This is a genomic window from Micromonospora craniellae, assembly GCF_014764405.1.
GTDB lineage: Bacteria > Actinomycetota > Actinomycetes > Mycobacteriales > Micromonosporaceae > Micromonospora > Micromonospora craniellae.
On record NZ_CP061725.1, the window covers coordinates 2,722,967 to 2,744,102 of the forward strand.

At 73.6% G+C, this 21,136-nt stretch carries 18 protein-coding genes; all 18 read right to left on the reverse strand.

The features are described 5' to 3' along the window. Window positions 1-4 precede the first annotated feature (4 nt). From ID554_RS12105 to ID554_RS12190, 18 genes are read right to left on the reverse strand one after another with little or no spacing between them, the layout of a single operon-like run. Entirely contained in the window at window positions 5-763 is a 759-nt protein-coding gene (locus ID554_RS12105; RefSeq protein WP_191088802.1) for a 2OG-Fe(II) oxygenase, read from the reverse strand. 12 nt (window positions 764-775) lie between these two features. Continuing rightward, window positions 776-3,205, reverse strand: a complete 2,430-nt coding sequence (locus ID554_RS12110) for a condensation domain-containing protein (protein WP_223884554.1) — start codon at window positions 3,203-3,205, stop codon at window positions 776-778. Beyond that, on the reverse strand, window positions 3,198-4,763 hold the full coding sequence (locus ID554_RS12115; RefSeq protein ID WP_191088803.1) for an amino acid adenylation domain-containing protein: 1,566 nt from the start codon (window positions 4,761-4,763) through the stop codon (window positions 3,198-3,200). Before ID554_RS12115 ends, ID554_RS12110 begins: the two co-directional genes overlap by 8 nt. A 10-nt stretch (window positions 4,764-4,773) precedes the next feature. After that, window positions 4,774-5,715 (reverse strand): hypothetical protein, encoded by a 942-nt coding sequence (locus ID554_RS12120; protein ID WP_191088804.1) that lies wholly within the window; start codon window positions 5,713-5,715, stop codon window positions 4,774-4,776. Beyond that, window positions 5,712-6,404, reverse strand: a complete 693-nt coding sequence (locus ID554_RS12125) for a 4'-phosphopantetheinyl transferase family protein (protein ID WP_223884555.1) — start codon at window positions 6,402-6,404, stop codon at window positions 5,712-5,714. The genes ID554_RS12120 and ID554_RS12125 overlap by 4 nt, the downstream gene beginning before the upstream one ends. Then, window positions 6,401-7,555, reverse strand: coding sequence for an acyl-CoA dehydrogenase family protein (locus ID554_RS12130; protein ID WP_223884556.1), 1,155 nt, complete (start codon window positions 7,553-7,555; stop codon window positions 6,401-6,403). The genes ID554_RS12125 and ID554_RS12130 overlap by 4 nt, the downstream gene beginning before the upstream one ends. Beyond that, window positions 7,548-8,705 carry an acyl-CoA dehydrogenase family protein gene (locus tag ID554_RS12135; protein ID WP_191088806.1) on the reverse strand — a complete coding sequence of 386 codons (1,158 nt, stop codon included), beginning with the start codon at window positions 8,703-8,705 and terminating at the stop codon, window positions 7,548-7,550. Before ID554_RS12135 ends, ID554_RS12130 begins: the two co-directional genes overlap by 8 nt. Beyond that, complete coding sequence (locus tag ID554_RS12140) at window positions 8,702-8,944, reverse strand: phosphopantetheine-binding protein (RefSeq protein WP_089002193.1); 243 nt, start codon at window positions 8,942-8,944, stop codon at window positions 8,702-8,704. The genes ID554_RS12135 and ID554_RS12140 overlap by 4 nt, the downstream gene beginning before the upstream one ends. Before the next feature lie 7 nt (window positions 8,945-8,951). Further along, on the reverse strand, window positions 8,952-10,202 hold the full coding sequence (locus ID554_RS12145; protein WP_191088807.1) for a type III PLP-dependent enzyme: 1,251 nt from the start codon (window positions 10,200-10,202) through the stop codon (window positions 8,952-8,954). Continuing rightward, complete coding sequence (locus ID554_RS12150; RefSeq protein WP_191088808.1) at window positions 10,195-11,694, reverse strand: class I adenylate-forming enzyme family protein; 1,500 nt, start codon at window positions 11,692-11,694, stop codon at window positions 10,195-10,197. The genes ID554_RS12145 and ID554_RS12150 overlap by 8 nt, the downstream gene beginning before the upstream one ends. Then, complete coding sequence (locus ID554_RS12155; RefSeq protein ID WP_191088809.1) at window positions 11,691-12,929, reverse strand: acyl carrier protein; 1,239 nt, start codon at window positions 12,927-12,929, stop codon at window positions 11,691-11,693. Before ID554_RS12155 ends, ID554_RS12150 begins: the two co-directional genes overlap by 4 nt. 10 nt (window positions 12,930-12,939) lie before the next feature. Then, complete coding sequence (locus ID554_RS12160) at window positions 12,940-14,271, reverse strand: TrpB-like pyridoxal phosphate-dependent enzyme (RefSeq protein WP_191088810.1); 1,332 nt, start codon at window positions 14,269-14,271, stop codon at window positions 12,940-12,942. After that, the gene (locus ID554_RS12165; protein WP_191088811.1) at window positions 14,268-14,537 is read right to left on the reverse strand and encodes a phosphopantetheine-binding protein; all 270 of its coding nucleotides are present in this window, start codon (window positions 14,535-14,537) and stop codon (window positions 14,268-14,270) included. The genes ID554_RS12160 and ID554_RS12165 overlap by 4 nt, the downstream gene beginning before the upstream one ends. Further along, window positions 14,534-15,814 carry a glutamate-5-semialdehyde dehydrogenase gene (locus ID554_RS12170; RefSeq protein ID WP_223884557.1) on the reverse strand — a complete coding sequence of 427 codons (1,281 nt, stop codon included), beginning with the start codon at window positions 15,812-15,814 and terminating at the stop codon, window positions 14,534-14,536. Before ID554_RS12170 ends, ID554_RS12165 begins: the two co-directional genes overlap by 4 nt. Continuing rightward, window positions 15,811-16,551 carry an SDR family NAD(P)-dependent oxidoreductase gene (locus ID554_RS12175; RefSeq protein ID WP_191088813.1) on the reverse strand — a complete coding sequence of 247 codons (741 nt, stop codon included), beginning with the start codon at window positions 16,549-16,551 and terminating at the stop codon, window positions 15,811-15,813. The genes ID554_RS12170 and ID554_RS12175 overlap by 4 nt, the downstream gene beginning before the upstream one ends. Beyond that, window positions 16,548-17,273 (reverse strand): alpha/beta fold hydrolase, encoded by a 726-nt coding sequence (locus ID554_RS12180; RefSeq protein ID WP_191088814.1) that lies wholly within the window; start codon window positions 17,271-17,273, stop codon window positions 16,548-16,550. Before ID554_RS12180 ends, ID554_RS12175 begins: the two co-directional genes overlap by 4 nt. Further along, window positions 17,270-20,461: a non-ribosomal peptide synthetase gene (locus ID554_RS12185; protein ID WP_191088815.1), complete on the reverse strand. Its 3,192-nt coding sequence runs from the start codon at window positions 20,459-20,461 to the stop codon at window positions 17,270-17,272. The genes ID554_RS12180 and ID554_RS12185 overlap by 4 nt, the downstream gene beginning before the upstream one ends. Beyond that, window positions 20,458-20,706 (reverse strand): phosphopantetheine-binding protein, encoded by a 249-nt coding sequence (locus tag ID554_RS12190; RefSeq protein ID WP_191088816.1) that lies wholly within the window; start codon window positions 20,704-20,706, stop codon window positions 20,458-20,460. The genes ID554_RS12185 and ID554_RS12190 overlap by 4 nt, the downstream gene beginning before the upstream one ends. Window positions 20,707-21,136 lie beyond the last annotated feature (430 nt).

Consider the following 21,136-nt stretch of genomic DNA (forward strand, 5'->3'; position numbering starts at 1 on the left):
GCGGTCACACCTCTCCGGCGGGCGCGGTGGCCCACAGCTGGTCCATGGTCTCGTGGGTGAAGTCGCGGGTCAGGTCGGACGTGGAGGCGTACCCCATGTTGATGATCTTGCGACGACCCTTGCGGACCGGGGCGACCCGGTGCAGCGTGGTGTTGGTCCGCATCAGGTAAAGGTCACCGGGGAACAGCTCCATCGAGTAGATCGGGCGGCTGATGAACGCACGGTTGACCTCCGGGCGCTGCTTGTTCCAGGTGGTGCCGGGCACGCACTGGACGAAACCGCCATGCTCCACCGGCGGGCACTCGATCACCCAGACCAGGGCGAAGGTGAAGTCGTCCCAGTGCCAGCCGTGGGTGTCGCCGTCCTTCTCCAGGCAGGTGATGACGAACTGCTCCGGCTCGTACGGGCACGGGTGCACCGGCTCGCCGGCCACCTCCGACAGCATCCGCAGGATCGGCTCCGCCGTGTAGATCCCGCTGATCACGGTGCCCAGGTCGGCGATCTCGGCCCGTGTCACGTTGCGCATCCGGCGCGGCGTGTAGTCGGTCTCGGCGAACCGCAGGTCACGTCGCGTGCCCGCCTTGTCGATCAGCTCATTCACCTCGTCGGCGACCGCCTTCTTGACGCTGTCGGGGGCGATGAAGGAGACCTTCGTGTGCCCCAGGTAGGAGAAGTCGCGGCGGGCCGTGGCGATGTCGTCCGGCGCTACCTCGCGCTCCACGTGCTCCCGCAGCTCCTGGTACAAAACCTTCGAGTCGAACACGGATCCTCCTTCTTAACCTCGCGTCGCCACGACGCGTGCGAAATCGATGACGGTCGCTGCTACCTGCGCCACGGCGGCGGAGTGCAGCACTCCGAAGTGGTCAGTGTGAATCCGGTGGGACTGTGCTGTCCCGACGCGGGCTGTCCACTGGTCGAGCTGCGCGTCGAGCAAATCCGCGCTGATCACCAGCGCGGGGGTGTCGACCGGGTCGTCGTGGACGTACCCGGCACTGGCCCGCAGGTGACGCTCGTAGCTGTGCCATCGGTGCGCCAGCAACGCCGTCGGCACGGGCTGCCCGACGGCCGCCAGGCAGGCCGCGAGTGCTCCGATCGCCAGCCGCTCGTCGAAGCCGGCCGGCTCCGCGGCGACCGTAACCCGGGGCCTCGGGGTGTCCGGCTCCAGGCCGAGAGCCCGGTAGGCGTTCTCCGTGAAGGTCTCGAAGCGTTGCCGGACGCCGTCGGCCGGCAGCTCATACCCGACCGGCGGGGCGGAATCCAGCAGCACCAGCGCCGAACGCCGCCCGACCTGGTCGGCGGCCATCTGGTAGGCGACCTGACCACCGAACGACCACCCGCCGAGAAGGTCCGGGACCAGGCTGGCGGCGTCCAGGTCGGCCCGGTAGCGGCGGGCCAGCTCCGGCACCGTCGGCAGTTGCGCGCTGTCGCGGGAGGCCGTCACAAGCCAGTGCTCCGGCAGCTCCGCCAACAGGTCCTGGTAGTCCTGCGGGCTGCCCCCGGCGCCGTGTACCAGGTGCAGGTGCGGGCCCGAGCCGTCCCGCAGCCGCACCAGCGTCGACTCCGCCGAGACCGGCTCGGACTCACCGCCCAGCAGGTCGACCAGCCGTTGCGGGGTCGGCTCGCCCAACCATCGCACGACGTCCACCGTCGGCCTCCCGTCGGCGGCCAGCGCGTCCACGAGGCGCAGGGCGCTCAGCGAGTTGCCGCCAGCGGCGAAGAAGTCGACGTCCGGCCCGGCCGGCGGAGCGCCGAGCACGTCGGTCCAGGCGGCGGCGACGTGGCGCCACTCCGCCGACTCGGGCAGCGGACCGACCGCCGGGTCGCGGTCATCGGTGGCCGGGGCCTCGCGGCCGGCGCGGGCGCGGGTGGCGACGTCGAACGAGCCGACCGTACGCTGCGGCTCGGCGCCGCCCTCGGCCAGCACCGCGTCCAGGTCGTGCAGCAGCGCCAGCACGCTGCTCTCCCGGTAGCGTCCGGTGTGGTACTCGATCTCGGCGAGGTAGCCGCCGTCGGCCTCCCAGACCGACATCGCCACGTCGGCTCGGGCGGCCCGGTTGGGGCTGGACAGCAGCGTCGCCGGGACCGGGCCGATCCGCAGGTCAGTACCGATCGGGCCGAGGTAGCTCAGGAGCAGCGGCGCGGGGTCGCCAAGGGCCGCCCGCGTCTGCTGGGGCAGCGCCCCGAACACCACCGGGTACGGCACCGCCTGATGGGTCAGCATCTGCCACATGCCGTCGCGGGCCGCACCCACCACCGCGGCGACGGTGTCCGCCTCGGCGACCCTGGCCCGGGCCACGCAGAGGTTCGCGGTGTAGCCGAGCAGCGCCTGGTCGCGGGCGGTCATCCGGTTCGCGGTTACCACGCCCACCGCCACGTCCGGCCCGGCTCCGGCCCGGGCGAGCACGAGTTGGGCCGCAGCGAGGACGATCGCGAATGGGGTGGCGAAGGTGACCCTGGCCAGCGCCGCGATTCCGGCGCCCGCCTCGGCGCTGAAGCCGTAGCGCAGGATCGCGCCGGGTGCGCCGCTGGCCACCACGCCCGGCTGGTCGGGTTCCAGGACGGCGGAGGCGGCGCCGGCGAGCGCGTCGCACCAGTACGCCAGGCTCTTGTCCCACCGGCCGTCCGCGCGGGCCGCGGCCTGCTCCCGGGCGTACGTGCTGAACGGCACCGGGTCGGCCGGGAAGCTCACGACACGCCCCTCCCGCACGGCCGCGTACGCCTCGGACAGCTCGCTGACGAGCAGCTGGACCGCCCAACCGTCGAGCACTATGTGGTGCACTGTCAGCAGCACCTCGTGCCGATCGTCGACCCGGACCAGGGTGATCCGGGCCAGCGGCGCCGCCTCCGGGTCCACCGGCGCGGCGTGCACCTCCTCGGCGACGAGCCGCAGCAGCGTGCCCGGGTCGGCGTCGCCCGGGTCGTCCACCTCCAGCCGGTGCAGGCCGACGACGACGCGGGACGCCACCACCAGCGTGACGGCGTCCGCCTCCCGCACCACCGAGGTCCGCAGCGCCTCGTGCCGGTCGACCATCGCCTGCCAGGCGGCGGCCAACGCCGCCTCGTCGAGCGGCTCGTCCACCCCGAGCCGCCAGGTGAGGTGGTAGACGGACCGGTCGCGGGCCCGCTGGTGCACCCACCACAGGGCCTCCTGCATCGCGGTGGCCGGAACCGGTCCGAGGACGGCCCCGGCGTCCTGCTCAGCCACGGGTGGCGAGCAGCTCGGAGGCCAACCGCTTGCGGTCGACCTTGTCCACCTCGGTCAGCGGGATCTCCGCCCGGTGGTGGAACGCCCGTGGCCGCATGTACGGCGGAAGGTGCCCCACCAATCGGGTGAGGTCATCGTCAGCAAGCGACGCGCCCGTGTAGACGGCGTGCAGGTCCAGCTCCCCGTCGTCGCCGGCGACGGTGAGCACCACCGCCTCCACCACGTCGACGTGGGCACGCAGCGCGGCCTCAATCTCGGCCAGCTCGACGCGGTTGCCGCGTACCTTCACCTGGTGGTCGATGCGGCCCTGGTGCACGAGTTCGCCGAACTCGCGGCGGACCCGGTCGCCTGTGCGGTACCAGTGTGCGGCGGTCAACGGCTCGGTGCCGTCGTAGAGGCGGGCCCGCTCGCCGTCGAAGGAGACGAAGCGGCCCGCGTTCTCGGCCGGGTCCAGGTAGCCGGGGAAGCGCTGCTCGCCGCGGACACACAGCTCGCCGTCGTCGCACGGGCGCAGGTCCTCGTCGAGCAGCACGTAGTCGAGGTGCGGGTAGATGTCCCCGATCGGCACCGAGCGGTTCGACGACTCGATCCGCGCGGCCGGGTCGGCGGGCACCTCGTACGCGGTGACGATGACCGTGGTCTCGGTCGGGCCGTAGCAATTGATCACGGCGGTGTTCGGCGCGGCGGCCGTCCAGTCGTTGACCTGCTCGATGGTGAGCGGCTCCCCGCCGAAGGAACTCAACCGCAGGGTCGGCATGCTCTCCGGTGCCAGGGCCCGCAGCCGCTTGGCGAACGAGATCAGCGACGGCACCGACAGCCAGTGCGTGAGCCGCTTGGTGTTGATGAAGCGCACCGGCGTCAGCACGTCCCCGCGCTGGGCAACGCACAGGGTGGCCCCAGTGCCCCACGCGCCGAACATCGCCAGGATCGAGCCGTCGAAGCACATCTCGAAGGTCTGCGAGACCCGCGACTCGGGCCGGAACCGGTACCGCTTGATCACTTCGGTGAGGAACGAGTCGACGTTGGCGTGGGTCGCCGGCACGCCCTTGGGCTTCCCGGTCGTCCCGCTGGTGAAGATGATGTACGCGAAGTCGTCGCGGCCCCGCTCCACGGCCGGCGGGATCTCCGACGTGTCGCCCGGGGCGAGGTACCGGCGCCAGCCCTCACCGGTCAGGTCGAGGACCCGGACGGTGGTCTGCGAGCGGAACTCGGCCAGCCCGTCGCCGGAGGTGTCGTCGACCATGACGAGGTCGAGGTCCGCCTCGTCGGTGATGGCGAGGTTGCGGGCCGCCGGGTTGGCGGGGTTGAGCGGAACCACCGTCGCGCCCAGCCGCAGGGCGGCCAGGTAGGCGATGTAGCCGACGAGGCTGCGGGAGGTGAGCAGTCCGACCCGGCGCGGTGGCCGCCCCGGCACCCCCTGCATGGCAGCCGACAACCGCCCGGCCGCGGCCCGCAACTCGGCATAGGTCAGTGCGTCCGAGGCGACCTCGATCGCCACGTTGTCCGGGTGTTGCCGGGCCGACGTACGGAACCAGTCGTAGAGGGTACGGGTCTGCATCGCACATCCTTCACAGGGTCTGCCGGTGCGGGCGTTCCGCCGCCGGCGCTGGGGCGGCTGGCCGGTCTCGTTCCAGCCGCCGCAGGTGGTCGAAGGTGGTCCGCACCAGCGCGGACCGGGGGCGCCCTCGGCGGGCCGACTCCACCGCGAAGCGCAGCGCCCTGGGCAGGTCCGCCCAGCCCCGCGCCGCCTCGTCGTCGCCGAGGTGGCGGTACCGGAACGTCCGGTGCTGGGCGACGGCCCAGAGGTCGTCCAGGTGTGGCCCGGCGGCCTCCGGGTGCGCGACGACGTGGTCGCGGAGGAACTCCAGAGCGGCGTCCTCGTCGAGCAGCCAGTCGCCGGGCAGCTCCGGCTCATTCCCGGCGGCATCCGTACGGACCAGCCACTGCGGCTGCGCGCCGGCCGGCGGGGGCCGCCAGAAGCCGAAGGCCAGCGCGTTGCGTCGGTCCTGTTCCGGGCACCACGACGGCGGCGGGGCCATCGCGGCGAGCAGGCCGGCGGTGCCGAGCCAGCCGGCGTACGGCTCCTGCTCACCGGCGGGCAGCAGCCCGCTGAAAGCGTCGACCACGTGCCAGTTGTCGCCGCGCCGGTCGTCGACCAGCAGCCAGTGCGGTGCGTGCGCGGTGCCGTCGGCCGAGGGGGACCAGGGCAGCGCCGCGTTGTCGGCGACCACCAGCACCCGACCGTGGCGCCGCAGCTCCGCGTCGACGCGGTCGACGACGTCGTCGGCCGGGGCGGTAGCCCACGCCAGCCGGGTGCCGTCCGGCAGCCGGTCGAGCGGCACCCGGTGATGGGAGAAGGCAAGCTCCCGCTCCGGCAGGTCCGTGCGCACCGCGACGCGTACCGAGTCGGCGAAACGGTCGGGGGTGTCGGCGAACTCGCCGGCCTGGTAGGCGGCCAGGTTCGCGGTGTAGCAGCTCAGCCCGGCGAACCGGGGGTCCGGGGCGGTCATCGCGTACCCACCCCGTGCGCCACGCTCGCCGGGACCCGCGTGTGCCCGCGCAGGCTCACCCACCGCAGGCCGGCCCAGCAGCCCGTCCGCCGTCCCGCCGGCACCGCGATGGCCCAGGGCCGACCGGCGAGGCCGGCTCCGGTCGCCTTCACGCACGCCTCCTGTACCGTCCAGATCCAGGCGAACTCGCGGTCCCGCGCCGCCTCGGGCAGCCGGTTAAGGGCGGCCCGCACCGCCGGGTCGCAGCAGCGCCGCAGCAGGGCCGGCGGCACGGTCACGGGTACCTGGACGTCGACGCCGACCGGTACGCCCCGCCCGAGCGCGGCGGCCACCGTCCCGGCGTCGTGGGACAGGCTGACGCTGACCTCCGGCCACTCGGGGAGGTGGGGCTGGCCTCCGTCGTGGGCGGCGATCGGCGTGGCCCCGGCCGTCCGGCCCAGCTCAGCGGCGAGCAGCAGGCGCAGCAGCGCCCGCGCGGCCAGCCGCTCGGCGCGCGGGCCGGCGGGTAGATCGCCGACGGTCGCCAGGTCGGACGGGGCCGGTGGAAGGTGGGTGAGCAGCCGCTGCTCGGCCACCGCCACCCGCACCCGGGCGCCCAACCGCAGCCGGACGACGCCGCCGTGGCGGCCCGTCGTGGCCCGCCGCGGTCGCGCCCGGCAGGCCAGCGCCGCCCGTTGCCGTGCCGTCACCACGGCCGGTCCCGGAGCAACTCGGGCGCGTGCTCGGCGATCCCGGCGAGCATCGCCCCGGTGGCGCCGCCGGCCGTGGCGAACATCCCGGCGGCGGCCCGCAGCTGCGCCAGCCCGCCCTCGGCGTACGCCTCCGCACCGAGCAGGGCGGCGCACTCGCCGAGCACCACGTCCAGGCCCTGAGCCACCGAGACCTTCAGCAGCATGCTGGTCACCAGGGGCTCGCCGCTCTCCCGGTGGATGTCGCAGGCGGCCTCGATCCGCCAGGCCTCCACCACGCACCGGGCGAACCGCTCCCGGATCGCCGGGTTGTCCCAGGCCCGGCCGGCACCGAGGGGACGCTCGACGAGCCGACGGTGGGTCTCGGCGAGCACGCGCCGGCACATCGCGGCGGCCCACACGCCACCGGCGAAGCGTTCCGTGGCGATGTGCCGGGCGAAGCTGACCATGCCCCGGCCGGGGCGGCCGACCAGATACGACCGGTCCAGGCGTACCTGGTCGAAGTGCAGGTCGCCCAGGCCGGCGCCGCTCAGCGGGGTGCCCCGGGTGACCGACACCCGCACGCCGGGTGCGTCCGTGGGCACAAGCACCCACACGAAGCTGGTGAAGTGCCGCTGCGGACGGTGCCGGGCCAGCACGAGCGCGTACGCGGCGGTGTGGGCGTTGGTGATCCACCGCTTCCCGCCGTCGAGCACCAGCGACCGGTCGTCGAGGCGTACCGTCGTGCCCAGCTCCATCAGGTCGGAGCCGGCGCTGTCGCGGTCCGTCGCGGCCAGCGCGAGCGTCGCGCGACCGGCGACCGCGTCGCGGTACGCGGCCCGCACCGGCCCGTCCTCCGGCACCGCGTCGACCTGTTCGCGCAGGATGGGCAGCGCGCTGGCGACCTGGACGCAGACCGACAGCACCACCCCGACCGGGCAGTGCGCGTCGAGGGTGCCGAGCAGCCCCGGCAGCTCGGCCGGCGCGAGGTCACGCAGCAGGCCTCCCCCGCCGAGCGCCCGCCAGACGGCCCGGGCGTCGCCGGCGGAGGCCAGCCCGCGCAGCGCCGCTGCGGTACGCGCGGCCACGTCGGCGCCGGGCGCCTCCGGGCCGGAGGTCGCCGGGTCGGGCACCGCGGGGGCCGCCGCCGGTACCATCCGCAGCTCAGGCAAGGTGCACCTGCCGGTCCCGCAGGGTCAGCGCCCCGTTGACCAGCAGCAGCCGGTCGTTGGCGTAGTTCAGCGAGGCGGAGCGGAGGTCCCGGAAGACCCGCTCCAGGTACAGCGGCGACGACCTGAGGTAGCCGTGCCGCAGGCCGACCAGCTCCACCATCTCGTCGGCGGCGGCGAAGCACTGCTCGGCGGCGTGCACCTTCAGGGAGTTCACCAGCAACTGGGTCGACGGGTCGGCCACGTCCGGGCTGCCCTGCACGGCGGCGACGGTGTGCCGCAGCAGGGCGTTGACCAGGTCGAGCCGGCCCCGGATGCGGGCCAGCCGGGTCAGCAGCAGCTCTGAGGAGGGATCGAACTGACCCCGGCCGGCGTCGCGGATGTGGTGCAGGATCCGCGACAGCGCGCCGGTGGCCGCGCCGAGCCACGCCGCCGACCAGCCGATGTGCGCCAACGGGCCGAAGGTGGGGGCGACGATCTCGCGGAACTTCCCGGAGGCGCCGATCACCTGGTCGGCCGGCACCCGCCCGGTCAGCCGCATCGGCACGCTCTGGGTGGCCCGCATGCCCAGCGGCTGCCAGCCGCCGCGCACCTCCAGCGTGAGCTGGTCGCGGCGGGCGTACACCAGGGAGACCTGGGCGGGCGAGGTGGCGTCCGGCGCCAGCGTGGTGATGAGGTACGCGTCGGCGTGCTGGCCGCCGGTCACGATGGGGGCGTCCCGGTCGATCGTGAGGGTCCCGGCGTCCTGCCGGACCGTCGACTCCGAGCTGAGCAGGTGCCCGCCCTTGCCGTGTTCGGTGGTCACCGAGGCGAGGTAGACGTCGCCCTTGCCGAGCTCCGGCAGGAGCCGCTCGGCGAACGGGCCTTCGGCATGCCGGACCACCACCACGACCTGCTGGCAGTGCATCGCGAAGATCAGTGCGACGGACATGTCCACCCGGGCCAGCCGCAGGGTCACGTCGACGAGGTCGTCGAGCCCGCCGCCCCCGCCGCCGTGCTCCGCCGGCACCAGCAGGCCGAGCAGGCCGGTGGCCCGCATCGCGTCCAGCGCCGCCGTGGGGAACTCCGCCGCCTCGTCGGCCTGCTCCGCGTGCGCGGCGGCGGCGGCCAGCACCTCCTCCAGCGCGCTCTCATGGCCGGTCGCGGTGCTCACGCCGCCCGCCCCCGCAGCGACTCGATGGTGTTCCAGAGGCTGCCGGCGGTGGCGAAGGTGCTGTCGGTCAGCAGTTCGTCGGGCATCGACACCCCGTAGGTGTCCTCGATGGTGAACAGCAGCTCGATCGCGCGCATCGAGTCCAGGCCCAGCTCGTTGAGCGAGGCCTCGGCGGTGATGGGCTGCGTTCCCGCGTACTTGAGGAACGGCTTGAGCAGGTCCGGAAAAGCGGCGTCCATTGTCAGATCAACCCCTGTCGCTGCCGATAACGGTGTGCCGGGTGAGTTCGAGCCGGGTGACGCCGGTGATCCGGCCCCCGGCGAGGGTGACCTCGACCGGCATGGGATGCGCGAGGAAGGCCACCAGGCTGGCGTAGAGGCCGTACGCGCCCACGTTCTGCACGGCGACCAGCTGGCCCGGGACCAGAGGCGGGAGGGCGGCGGCGCGGGCCCACGTGTCCAGCGGCGTGCACAGCGGCCCGGTGACGATGGTCCCGGGCACCGGCGGGCCGGCCGCCGCGTCCACGGTGAGCAGGTCCGGCACGATCGGTGGCAGCCGGCGCAGGCCGGACATCCCGCCGAGGTGGTGGATGCCCGACTCCAACACCACCACCGTGGCGCCCTGCGACCGCTTCACGTCCAGGACCCGGGTGACCAGCGTCCCGCAGGTGCCGACCAGGTACCGGCCCGACTCGAAGGCCACCCCCGGCCCGCGCTCCGGCCAGCCCGGGAAGGCGTCGGCCAGCAAAGTCGTCAGCCGGTCCGCCAGCTTCGGCAGGTCCGGCCGGTCGCCGGCCCGCGCGAAGGGCGCCCCGAAGCCGCCGCCCAGGTCGATCAGTTCCGGCTGCGTTCCGGCCGCCGCCGCCAGCCGCCGTACGGTGTCGACGGATTGGGTGAACTGGGCGACCAGGGCGTCCTCGCCGTCGACGTTGCTGCCCATGTAGAGGTGGAATCCGACCGTGGCTACGTTCCGGCGCGGCCCGAACAGGTCGGGCCGGTCCAGCACCCAGCGCACGTCCGCGCCGAATTGTGAGGCGACGCCGGTCATGGTGAGGCCCTGCCCTGGGGCCGGGGTGTCGTCGTTGATCCGCACCAGCGCGCGTACCTCGACGCCGTGCTCGCGGGCCACCCGGTCGAGCTGGTCCAGCCCGTACGGTGAGTCGACCGAGAACAGCCCGACCCCGGCCCGTACGGCCCCGACCAGGTCGACGTCCCGCTTGCCCGGCCCGGTGTAGAGGACCTCGGCCGGGTCGCAGCCGGCCGCCAGCGCGACGCGCAGCTCGCCGGGAGAGCACACCTCCGCCCGGCACCCGGCGGCGTACAGGTCGGCGACCACCGTCGGGTGCGGGTTGGCCTTCAGCGAGTAGAACAGCTCGGCGGGTCCGGGTAGGGCTGCCCGCAGCGCCGCGTACGATCGGGCCAGCTCGTCCAGGTCGTAGAGGTACGCCGGGGTCTGCGGCGCGTCCGGTCGCTCGAAGAGTTCCGCCAGCTCAGACACGTGCGTGCTCCGACCACACCCGGTACAGCTCGGCCCGGTCGACCTTGCCGTTGCGGGTTAGCGGGATCTCCGGCACGACGAGGCAGGTCCGGGGCGTCTTGATCTCGTCGAGTTCGGTACGCAGCGCGGCGAGCACCTCCGGCGCGGTCAGCTCGGTCACCGCGAACAGGGTGGCCGAGTCGCCGCCGTCCTCGGCTCGGGGCGGCAGCACGGCGGCGGCCTGCACCTGCGGTATCCGGTACGCCGCCGCCTCGACCTCGGTGACGCTGACGCGGATGCCGCGTTCCTTGTAGATGTCGTCGCGCCGGCCGACGAAGTACAGGTAGCCGTCGGCGTCGAGCCAGCCGTGGTCGCCCGTGCGCAGCTGGGGGAAGAGCCCCTCGACTCGGGGGAAGCGCTGCGCGGTGAGTTCCGGGCGACGCCAGTAGCCGGCCATCACGTGCGGGCCACGGACCACGATCTCGCCGACGGTGCCGGGCGGCACCACCGCGCCGTCCGCGTCGACGATCAGGATCTCGGTGTCGGGCAGGGCCCGCCCGGAGGCGCCCGGCCGGCGCAGGTCCTCGTCCACCGGCATGATCGTCGCCCGCTTGCACTCGGTGAGCCCGAACATCAGCTGTACGCGCAGGGTGGGGATCCGGGCGCGCAGGTCGCGCAGGACCTCGGGCGGCATCGCGGCACCGGTGTTGGTGAGCAGGCGCAGCGCGGGCACGGTCGCGCCCGGGCGGGACAGCATCCGGGCCAGGCCCCGGGCGAGCGCGGGCACGGCAGGCAGCACCGTCGCGGCGCTGTTCACCAGGTGCCGGGGCAGCGTCGGGCCGGTGTCGGCGGTGGCGGCCAAGTGCAGCCGGGCGCCGGCGAGGGTGCTGAGGAAGATCTGGTACATGCCGTAGTCGAAGGAGAGCGGCAGCGCGCACCACACGACATCGTCGGCCCGGTACGCGAGCTGGGAGGCGATGGCCCCGACGGCGAAGACCACCTGCGCGTGGGTGGACACCACCGCCTTCGGCATGCCGGTGCTGCCGGAGGTGTAGATCAGGCAGACCGGGTCGACGGCCAGCGGGGACGCCGCCGGCTCGGCGTCCGGGCCGTCCCGTACGACGTCGCGCAGCTCCGCCGTGCCGACGGTCGGCACCCCGTGCCCGGCGGCCACGGCGAGCGCCCGGGGGTTGTCGGTGACGAGCAGCGCCGGCTCGGCGTCGGTCAGCACATGCGCCAGGGCCACCGCGGGGGACTGCTCGTTGACGACGCTGAACACGGCGCCCGCCCGGGAACAGGCGTACAGCAGGGCCGGCACCAGTGGGCCGGTGGGCAGGCAGACGACCACCCGTTCGCCCCGGCGGACACCCCGCCCGGCCAGCCAGCCGGCGAGCCGCCGGCTGACCGCGTCCAGCTCCCCGTAGGTTTGCACCAGGCCGCCGTGGGCGATCACCGGCGCCTCCGGCCGGGCGGTCGCGGTACGGTCCAGCAGGTCGTGCAGCAGTCCGGTCACCGGCCCGACACCCCCTGCGCCGCCGGGCGGGCGCGGTCGAACACGGCGCCCAGCGAGTCGAGGTCGTGCAGGGCCGTCCCGGTGAGGTCGTCCGGGTCCAGCTCCACCCCCAGCCGGGCCTCCGCCCGCTCGATCACCTCGACCAGCCGGAACGAGTTGAAGCCGGACAGCGTCTTCAGTGGACGTCCCGCGACCGGCACCTCCGGGCCCACCCCGAGGACGGCGCGCACCTCGTCGGCCAGGACCGCGCGGATGCGGCCCGGGTCGGCGGCCGGCCCGCCCCGCGGCGGCGGCACCGGCCCGGCGTCGGCGAGCCGACCGGCGAGCGCCACGTCGTCGTGCAGCAGGCCGTCGAGCCGGTCGAGGACGGGGGCGGGGAAGACGCCGCCCCGGCGGACCCGGCGCATCGCCACGTAGCTCTGCCCGGCCAGGGCGAGCCAGGCGTCGGCTTGACCGGCGGCCTCGCGCGCCGCGTCGGCGGTGGCCGGGTCGCCGGCCAGCCAGGCGGCGTGCAGTGCCCGGGAGCGGCCGAGCAGCCACACGTCGAGCACCAGCTGGGCTGCCGCCTCCGCCTCGCCCGCCCGCCGCCGGACCGCCGCCAGGTAGTCCTTGATCCGGTCGACCCCGGCGCGCAGCGCCGCGGCGTTCTTCCTCAGGACCGCCGCCCGGTCGAGCACCGGGGCGCCCTCGGCGGCGACGGTCATCGCGGTCGCCCGGGGCACCGCCGCGTCGAAGTCGGCGGCCGACATCCGCCACACTCCCGGTCGTGCTTCGCCCCACTGAGTGGAGTTGTGGTAGCCGTCGACCACCACACACTGCTCGCTCGCGTCGACCAGCAGGAAGCTGTGCTCCATGTGCTGGTTGCCGGCGTACGGCAGCCAGCTCATGGTGAACGTGTCAGCGACCACGTAGAGCGGCGATCGCGTCGCGAGCAGCTCGCGCAGCCGTGCGCCGGGCACGTCGTCCCAGCGCCGGGTGACCCGCAGACCGAGCAGGTCGGCGGCCTCGGCGAGCCGCTGCGCCACCGACGCGGTCACCGCCGGCGTCCCGGCGGGACCCTCTGCGGTGTCGAACCGCAGGGTGGCGCCGAGCGCCAGGTGCGCCTCGGGCCGGTAGGCCCGATCCGCCAGCGCGGCCAGGTTCACCTGTACGCAGTCCAGCAGGTCGGCGCGGAGACCGGTCAGCACCGGGGTCCACTCCCGGCTGCGCGTCGGCACCGCAGGCACAGTGACCATGTCACGCCCTTCACGTCGGGTGGACCGCGCGGAGCGACGCCGTCGCCGCCCGCAACGCGTCCGCGTCGGCCGGCCGGTCCTCGGGCAGACCGGCGAGAAGCTTGTCGTACGCGGCCAGGTCGAGCAGGCCGTGCCCGCTGACGCAGACCAGCACCCCGTGCCGCGCCGGGTGCCCCGGTTCGCGGCCGGTCGCCACCCGGGCGGCGGCGGCCAGCGCGTGCCCCGACTCCGGCGCGGGCAGCACCAGCTCGGTCAGGGCGAACGTCCGGCCGGCGGCCAACGCCTCCCGCTGACCCACCGCCAGCGCCGAGACCTGGTCCCGGTGCCGCATGGCGGAGATGAGCTTCGCCGCACCGTGGAAGCGCAGCCCCGCCGAGTGCGACGCGGGGATCGCGTACCCGCTGCCGATCGTGTACATCGCCTCCATCGGGCCGGTGCCGGTGGAGTCGGTGTGGTCGTAGGCGTACACCCCTCGGGTCAGCTTCGGGGTGGCGCTGGACTCGACCGCGATCAGGTCGGCGGGCACCTCCCGCTCGCCGGCCGCGTCGGCGGCGAAGAACGGCAGGGCCAGCCCGCCGAAGTTGCTGCCGGCGCCCACGCAGCCGATCACCGCATCCACGGTGGCGTCGAGGGCGGCGAGCTGGTCGATGGCCTCCAGGCCGATCACCGACTGGTGGATGATGCTGTACGTCTCGCCGCTGCCGATGCAGAACGCCCGCTTGGGATCCGCCCGGGCGTACTCGACGGCCTCTCCGATGGCCAGCGCCAGGCTGTTTCCCTGCCCCGGCCGCTCGGCGGCGGCGCGTCCCACCTCGGTCAGCGGGCTGGGGCTGGCGTGCAACTCCGCGCCGTAGAGGCGCATCAGGCTGCCCCGGTACGGCTTGTCGCGCAGGCTCCCGCCGACCATGAAGACTGTGCAGGCCATGCCGAACGCGGCGCACGCGGCGGCGAGGGCGCTGCCCCACTGCCCGGCGCCGGTGCCGGTGACCAGCTCCCGGAAGCCCGCGCGGTGGTAGTAGTGGGCCTGCGCCAGCGCGGTGTTGAGCTTGTGGCTGCCGGATATGTTACCGCCTTCGTACTTGACGTAGACCGGGACGGTGGCCCCGATCTCGGCCTCGAAGCGGCGGGCCCGCCACAGCGGCGCTGGCCGGTAGGTCCGGTAGCGCTCGGTCACCGGCTCCGGGATCGGCCAGAACTCGCGGGCCGACACGCTCTGCCGGATCAGCTCCAGCGGCAGGGTGGCGGTCACCGGGCCGCCGGTGTCCGTCGGCGTCACGTCCGCGGGCAACTCGTAGCCGAGGTGCGGCAGGACGCTGCGCCAGGCCCGGGGTGTCTCGGTCACGACTCCTCCTTCACCACGTCCGCGACGACGTCGACCAGGTCGGCGACGGTCGTGAAGACCCGCCCGGCGAAGACGTCGTCCGGCAGCGTCACGTCGAGTTCGTCCTCGAGCCGGATGAGCATGCCGAGGAAGCCCAGCGAGTTGACCCGCAGCAGGTCGCCGTTGAGCGGTTCGAGGTCGTCGACCGTGGCGGGGTCGACCGCGAGCCGCGACTCGCGTATGACCAGCCGTTTCACCGCCTCGTTGATCCGGGCCCGGTCGGTCATGCCTCATCCGTCCCGGCGCCGCGCAGCCGGCCTCCGGCGTCGACGACCCAGCTCCAGGTCAGCAGGGCGGACAGGTCGACGGGGCCGCGTACGTGCAGCCGGCCGGTGGCGATGGACAGCTCCGGTCCCAGCCCCATCGTCGGACCGTCGTGAAGGCGCAGGGAGCCGTTGACCACCAGCGCGGCGGAGTCCACCCCGGCCAGGAACGCGTCCACGACGGCCGGGTCGGCGGCCACCACGCCCTCGGTGTGCCGGGAACCGAAGCGGCGGATGTGGGCCACCGCCTCGTCGAGGCCGGCGACGGGCCGGATACCGATCGCGCGTTCCAGGAACTCCCGGCCGTCGTCGTCGGCGGTCAGCTCGGCCACCGGTGCCCCGGCGGGCACGACGGCGCTCAGCCGGGGGTCGACCCGCAGCAGCCACGGCACGGTCAGCCCGGCGCCGGCCCGCAGCAGGGCCCGGGTCAGCTCCTCGGCCACGTCCGCGTGGGCCAGCACCAGTTCGAGGGTGTTGCAGGCGGTGGGCTCGCCCAGCTTGCTGTCGAGGGCGATCCGGGCGGCCAGCTCCAGGTCTGCGCTGCGGTCGACGTAGAGGTGGTTGACGCCGCCGCCGCTGGCGACGACGGGGATGGTGGAGCTGGTCAGGCAGTAGTCGATCAGGGACGGGCTGCCCCGGGGGATCAGGACGTCGACCGCGTCGTGCCGCTTCAGCAGGGCCCGCACCAGCCGCCGGTCGGGGTCGGTGACGACCCGTACCGTGCCGGCGGGCAGCCCCGCGTCCGCCAGCGCCCCGCCGACGACGAGGGCGAGGGCCCGGTTGGTGGCCGCGATCTCCGCCCCGCCGCGCAGGACGGCCACGTTGCCGACCGCCACGGGCAGCAAGGCGCCCTCCACCGTCACCGTCGGCCGTGCCTCGAAGATCATCAGAACCACGCCGAGCGGCTTGGGTAGCCGGCGTACGGTGGCGCCGTTGCCGGCCCGGTGCCCGGCAGCCGGGGCAATCACCGCAGGCAGGGCGGCACGGGTGCGTGCGATCAGGTCGACCAGCGCGTCGAGGTGGCGCTTGCCGACCGCCAGGCGGTCCACCAGCTCGGGACCGAGACCCGCCTCGGTGGCCCGTGCCACGTCGGTGGCGTTGGCCGCCAGCACGTCGGGCCAGCTGGAGCAGAGCCGGTCGGCGAGGGCATCGCAGTACTGGTCGTAGCGCCCGTCACCGGGCGGGGGCAGCTCGGCCCGGGCCCGCGTCGCGCCGTCCAGGATGTCGTCCACATCGGTCACCACATGAACTGCCCACCGTCCACGATCAGCTTCTGCCCGGTCAGGTATCTGCTCGCCGGCCCGACGAGGAACTCCAGGGCGTCGGCGATCTCCTCGGTGGTGCCGATGCGGCCCCCCGGGATCTCCGCGACCACCTCCGCCCGGGCGGCCGGGTCGTCCAGCCGGAACCGGGTCACCAGCTCATCGGTCTCGGTCATGCCCGGGATCAGGCAGTTGACCCTGATCCGGGGCGCCAGCTCAAGCGCGAGGCACTTGGTGAGCTGGAGCAGGCCGGCCTTGCTGGCGCAGTAGTTCGCGCCGTTGCGGCGGGGGCGGATGCCGGTGGTGGCGCCCACGTTGACGATCACGCCGTCGCGCTCGGCCGCCAGCATCGCCGGTGCGAATGCCCGGGTGAGGTAGAAGACTCCGGAGAGGTTGGTGTCGAGCACCCGTCGCCAGTCCTCGTTCGACATCTCCAGGAACGGCCGGTCGACGTTGATGCCCGCGTTGTTCACCAGTACGGTCGGCGGGCCGTGCTCGGCGAGCAGCGTCTCCACGGCCGCGCCCACCGCCTCGGCGTCGGCGACGTCGAGCCGGACCGGATGGAACGCGTCGCCGAGTTCCTCCACCGCCGACGCCGCCGCGACGGCGTCACCCTGGTACGGGGCGACCACCCGGTGCCCCAGCTTCACCAGCCGGCGGCTGAAGGCGAGCCCGATGCCCCGGGTGCCGCCGCTGACGACCGCCAGCGGGCTCATCGCAGCATCGCCCCGGAGGCCCGGCCAAGGAACGGCGTCACCTCGTCGACCAGCTGCGGCAGGCGCTCGGGGTCGAAGACGTCGAAGTGCCCCGCGTCGAGCCGCCCGGCCCTCAGCTCCGGCGCCAGTTCCCGCCACCGGGCCTCGGCCGCGGCGCGGAACGCGAACTCCTCGTCGGTGCACATCAGCATCAGCACCCGGCCGGCATACGACCGGTCGGCCCGATAGTCCGCAAAGGCGGCGACCTGCGTGTCGAAGACCCGCCGGACCCGCTCGACGGTCGCCGGGTTGGGACGCGGCCCGAGCATCCCGACGATGGTCTCGCGGACGCGGGCGTCCTCCTCGGCCGTGGCGCGGTGCGGCAGCGGCGAGGCGTCCACCAGCACCAAGTCGGGCAGATGCCCCCGCTCGGCCAGCCGGACGCACAGCTCCCAGGCGACCGAGCCGCCGAGGGACCAGCCGAAGACGGCCGCCGGGACCGTGCCGGCCGCGTCCAGCGCATGCGCCGCTGCGTCGGCCATCTCGGCGATGCTGAGTTCCGGCTCCTCGTCAGGTAGCAGGCCGGACGCGCGTACGGCCACGACGTTGTGGGTCTCGCCGATCGCCGCCGCGAGCCGCAGGTAGGACTGCAGCCCGCCGCCGGCACCCGGCAGCAGTACGCATGCCGGTCGGGCGCCCCGCCGCAGCAAGGTGACCAGCCGGCCGGGCAGCCTGGTCGTCACGGCGTCACCGCCGCGTCGCCGTTCCGCGCCCCGCGGACGAGCCCGGCCAGGGTGGCCACCGTCGGCGCGGCGAAGAAGTCGACCAGGGGCACGGCCACCCCGTAGCGTTCCTGCACCTCGGCGAGGGTGGTGAAGATGTTCAGCGAGTGGGCGCCGTACTCGATGAGGGGGCGGTCCGGCCGGATGCCCTCGACGTCGAGCACCTCGCCCCACAGCCCGGCCAGCTCGCGCTCCAGCTCGTCGGCGTACGTGACCTCGGTGGTGTCGGCGCTCTGCTGCTCGACCAGCAGCTCGTCGGCGATCCGCAGCAGCGCGTCGCGGTCGGTCTTGCCGGTCGGTGTCGTCGGAACCCGGTCGACCGGAAAGATCCACAGTGGGCGCATGTAGACCGGCAGCGCCGTGGTGAGCCGCTGGCGGACATGCTCCGAATCGACGGTGCGGTCCGCGTCGGGTCGGACGAAAAGCACGAGCTCCCGGTCGGCGCCGGCGCCACGGACCACCGCGACCGCCTGCCGTACGCCGTCGACCTGGTTCGCGACGGTCTCGATCTCGCCCAGCTCGATCCGGTATCCCCGGATCTTGACCTGGGTGTCCATCCGGCCCAGGAAGACCAGGTCGCCCCGGTCGTCGCGCACCACGAGGTCCCCGGTGCGGTACATGGTGCCGCCGGAAGTGCCGGAGAAGCGGTCGGGCACGAACCTCTCGGCCGTGATCTCCGGGTCGTTGATGTAGCCGTCGGCGGGGCAGTCCCCGCCGAGTAGCAGCTCGCCGGCGACGCCGGGCGGGGCGAGGTGACCGGTGGCGTCGACCACGTACGCGTTCACCCCCGGGTACGGCTGGCCGATCGGCACGTGGGTCGGCCACACCGCGTCCCGGTACGACAGCCGGTGCGACGTGACCGCGTGGGTCTCGGTGGGGCCGTACAGGTTGACCAGGGTGCAGTGCGGGTGGGCGAGGAAGAAGTCGCGGATCTCGTCGTCGACGGTGAGCTGCTCGCCGGAGACGCAGAGGTAGCGCAGCGCGGACAGCCGGGTGCCCCGGGCGGCGGCGGTCTGCACCAGGGGACGCAGCGCCGCGACCGGTAGGTAGACGTGCGTCACCTCGGTTGTGGCGATCCGGTTGAGCACGGCGGTGAACATCCGCCGGTCGGCCGGCTCGCGGGAGACCACCGTCCCGCCGGCGGCCAGGGTCGGCAGGATCTCCTGGAAGGAGACGTCGAAGCCGAGCGGGGCGTACTGGAGAAAGCGGGTCTCGGCGTCCATGGCGAGGGCCGCGATCTGCCAGCTCGTGAGGTTGGCCAGTGGGCGGTGCCCCATCTGCACGCCTTTGGGCTGCCCGGTGGAGCCCGACGTGTACATGACGTAGATCGGGGCGGCGAGGTCGGCCAGCGGGTCGGGCACCGGCTCCGCCGTGGCGGCCAGGTCCGCCACCGCGACCGTCGGCACGTCGGGCACCAGCGCCTCGCCGACGACGAACTCACAGCCGGCCCGCCGGACCATGTACTCCAGCCGCTCGGCGGGCAGGCCCGGGTCCAGCGGGAGGTACGCCGCGCCCCGGCGGAGGATTGCCAGGATGGCGGTCACCGTGTCGCAGAGGGTCGTCGCGGCCAGGCCCACCACGGCCCGGGGGCCGACCCCGTGCGCGGCGAGCCCGGCGCTGATCCGCTCGGCCTCGGCCAGCAACTGGCGGTAGTCGAGCTGGCGGATCGGGTCCTCGATCGCCGGGGCGTCGGGCCGCCGCCGGGCCGCCGCTGACACCCAGTCCCACGGCGTGTCACCGGTCAAGGGGCTGGTCCAACCGTCGGAGCGGACGCTGGCGGCGACGGACGCGTCGGCGAAGAGGTCACCGAGCCGGCGCGAGCCGTCGGAGACCGCCCCGCGTACGGCGTAGCGCAGGGAGGTGAGCAGCCCATCGGCAATCACCGGCGCGATGAGCTGCCGGTCGTACTCGAGTTCGAGCAGCCAGCGGCCGTCGACCGGGGTGGCGCCCAGCCAGAGGTCGAACTTGGCGGTGCCGTTACCGGGCTCCAGGACCCGCAGCACCGCTCCGCCCGGCTCCGGCGTGAAGGTGTCCTGCATGGCGAGCATTGCCGAGAACAGCGGGTTGCGGTTGCTGGACCGGTCGGGCCGTACGTCGGCGACGAGGCGGTTGAAGGTGACGTCGACGTTCGCGCGGCAGAAGTCGATGGACTCCCGGACCACCTTGCCGAGATGCTCGTCGACGGTGCGGTCCCACTCGACGTCGACGGTGACCGGCAGCGTGTTGACGAAGAAGCCACCGAGGTCGAACGCGCCGATCGTGCGGCGGGCCATGAACGGGCTGCCGACGAGGACGCTGGACACGTTGGCGTGCCGGGCCAGCACGGTGCCGTAGATGCCGGAAAGGAAGACGAACGGGGAGATCTCCAGCCGCCGGCAGGTCTCCGACAGCGCTGCCGTCTCGGCCTGGTTGAGGTACCAGCGCACCCGGTCTCCGGTGAACTCCGTCTGCGCGGGGCGACCGGGCAGGGGCACCAGCACCAGGGGCGGGACCTCCCGCAGCCGGGTCGCCCACTCCCGGGACCGTTCGACGACCCGGTCGGACGTGGCGGTGCGGTTCTGCGCCGCCAGCTCCTTGACGAAGGCCCTCTCGCGGGCGGCGCGCCGCTGCTCGACCTCCGCCCCGGCGAGGCGCCCGGACAGCGCGTCCTGAAGGTCGCGGACCAGGGGACCCATCGACACGCCGTCGAGGATGATGTGATGGTCGCACATGAGGACGGCCACGCGGGGCTCGTCGAGGCAACGGACGATGGCGAACCGGTACGCGGGGCCGTTGGCCAGGTCGAACTCCGGTCGGCCGATGCGCCGCTGGGCCGCGCCGATCGCCTCCTCGAAGTCGCGCCGACGGGCCGTGACCCGTTCGAGCGGGAAGTCCTCCGCGCGTGGCGGCGGGGTGATCCGGGCGTGCATCTCGGGCAGCATCCCGAAGACCTGACGCATCGCCGGCTGGACGGCGACCACCGTGGCGAGCGCTCGCTCGATCGTCTCGTCGGGGATCGACGGGTCGATGTCGAACCGGACGAGCTGGTTGTAGACGGCACGCCCGGGTGAGCGTTCGTTGACGACCAGCAGCCCCTTCTGCGATTCGGTGATCGGCAGCCGCTCCGGGGCGGTCTCCGCCGCGAGCTGCGTCCCGGCTGTCGTGGTCACCGTGCGCCTCCGCTCTCGGCGCCTACGGCGCTCAGCTCGCGGAGCCACTGCTTGAGGTCACCCACCGTGCGCAGGTCCACGAGGCGGGTGGCGTCGATCTCGGCGTCGTCGTCGATGGCGAGCTCGACGGCGAGCCGCAGCAGGGACAGCGATTCGAGTCCGGCCTCCAGCAGGGGGGTCGAGTCGTCGAAGGCCACCGATGCGTATTTCGCGATCGTCGTGTCGAGGTCAGCTGGAGTCGTCATCCCTGCTTCCCGTTCACCTGAGTCGGCCGCGCCGGAGGATCGGCAACCGGATGAGCAGTGGTCGTCGATCAAGGGGGTCGACTGAATTTGCACTTACAAGTTCCACGGGTCCGAGCATCCGTGCCCCGATGTTTGCTCGATGTTCCTGACATAGAACGTCGTTGGTCGCTGTTGGACCGGCGGCGGGACCGCCGTGTCGGGGAGGGGTTGCGCAAAAGGGGCGTCGACCGAACGGTGGGCGTATATCTCGTTCAATCGCCTCAGATGCGACAGGCCCGATCGGGCTGCCCGCCGGGCGAACCGGGCTCGGACCCTGTCGACGTGAGGATGGACACACCCTCGCCGATGACCTATGGTGCAACCAGTGCAACGCAGAGTATCCGCAAAGAGGTGCGAAAGGGACTTTACACGATTATTGGAGCCGCCTGTC

Coding starts and splice junctions, on each gene's coding strand:
- ID554_RS12165 (WP_191088811.1), bottom strand. CDS start 14,537: ATGACCGACCGGGCCCGGATCAACGAGGCGGTGAAACGGCTGGTCATA.
- ID554_RS12155 (WP_191088809.1), bottom strand. CDS start 12,929: ATGGTCACTGTGCCTGCGGTGCCGACGCGCAGCCGGGAGTGGACCCCG.
- ID554_RS12140 (WP_089002193.1), bottom strand. CDS start 8,944: ATGGACGCCGCTTTTCCGGACCTGCTCAAGCCGTTCCTCAAGTACGCG.
- ID554_RS12190 (WP_191088816.1), bottom strand. CDS start 20,706: ATGACGACTCCAGCTGACCTCGACACGACGATCGCGAAATACGCATCG.
- ID554_RS12115 (WP_191088803.1), bottom strand. CDS start 4,763: ATGCAGACCCGTACCCTCTACGACTGGTTCCGTACGTCGGCCCGGCAA.
- ID554_RS12175 (WP_191088813.1), bottom strand. CDS start 16,551: ATGAGCCCGCTGGCGGTCGTCAGCGGCGGCACCCGGGGCATCGGGCTC.
- ID554_RS12120 (WP_191088804.1), bottom strand. CDS start 5,715: ATGACCGCCCCGGACCCCCGGTTCGCCGGGCTGAGCTGCTACACCGCG.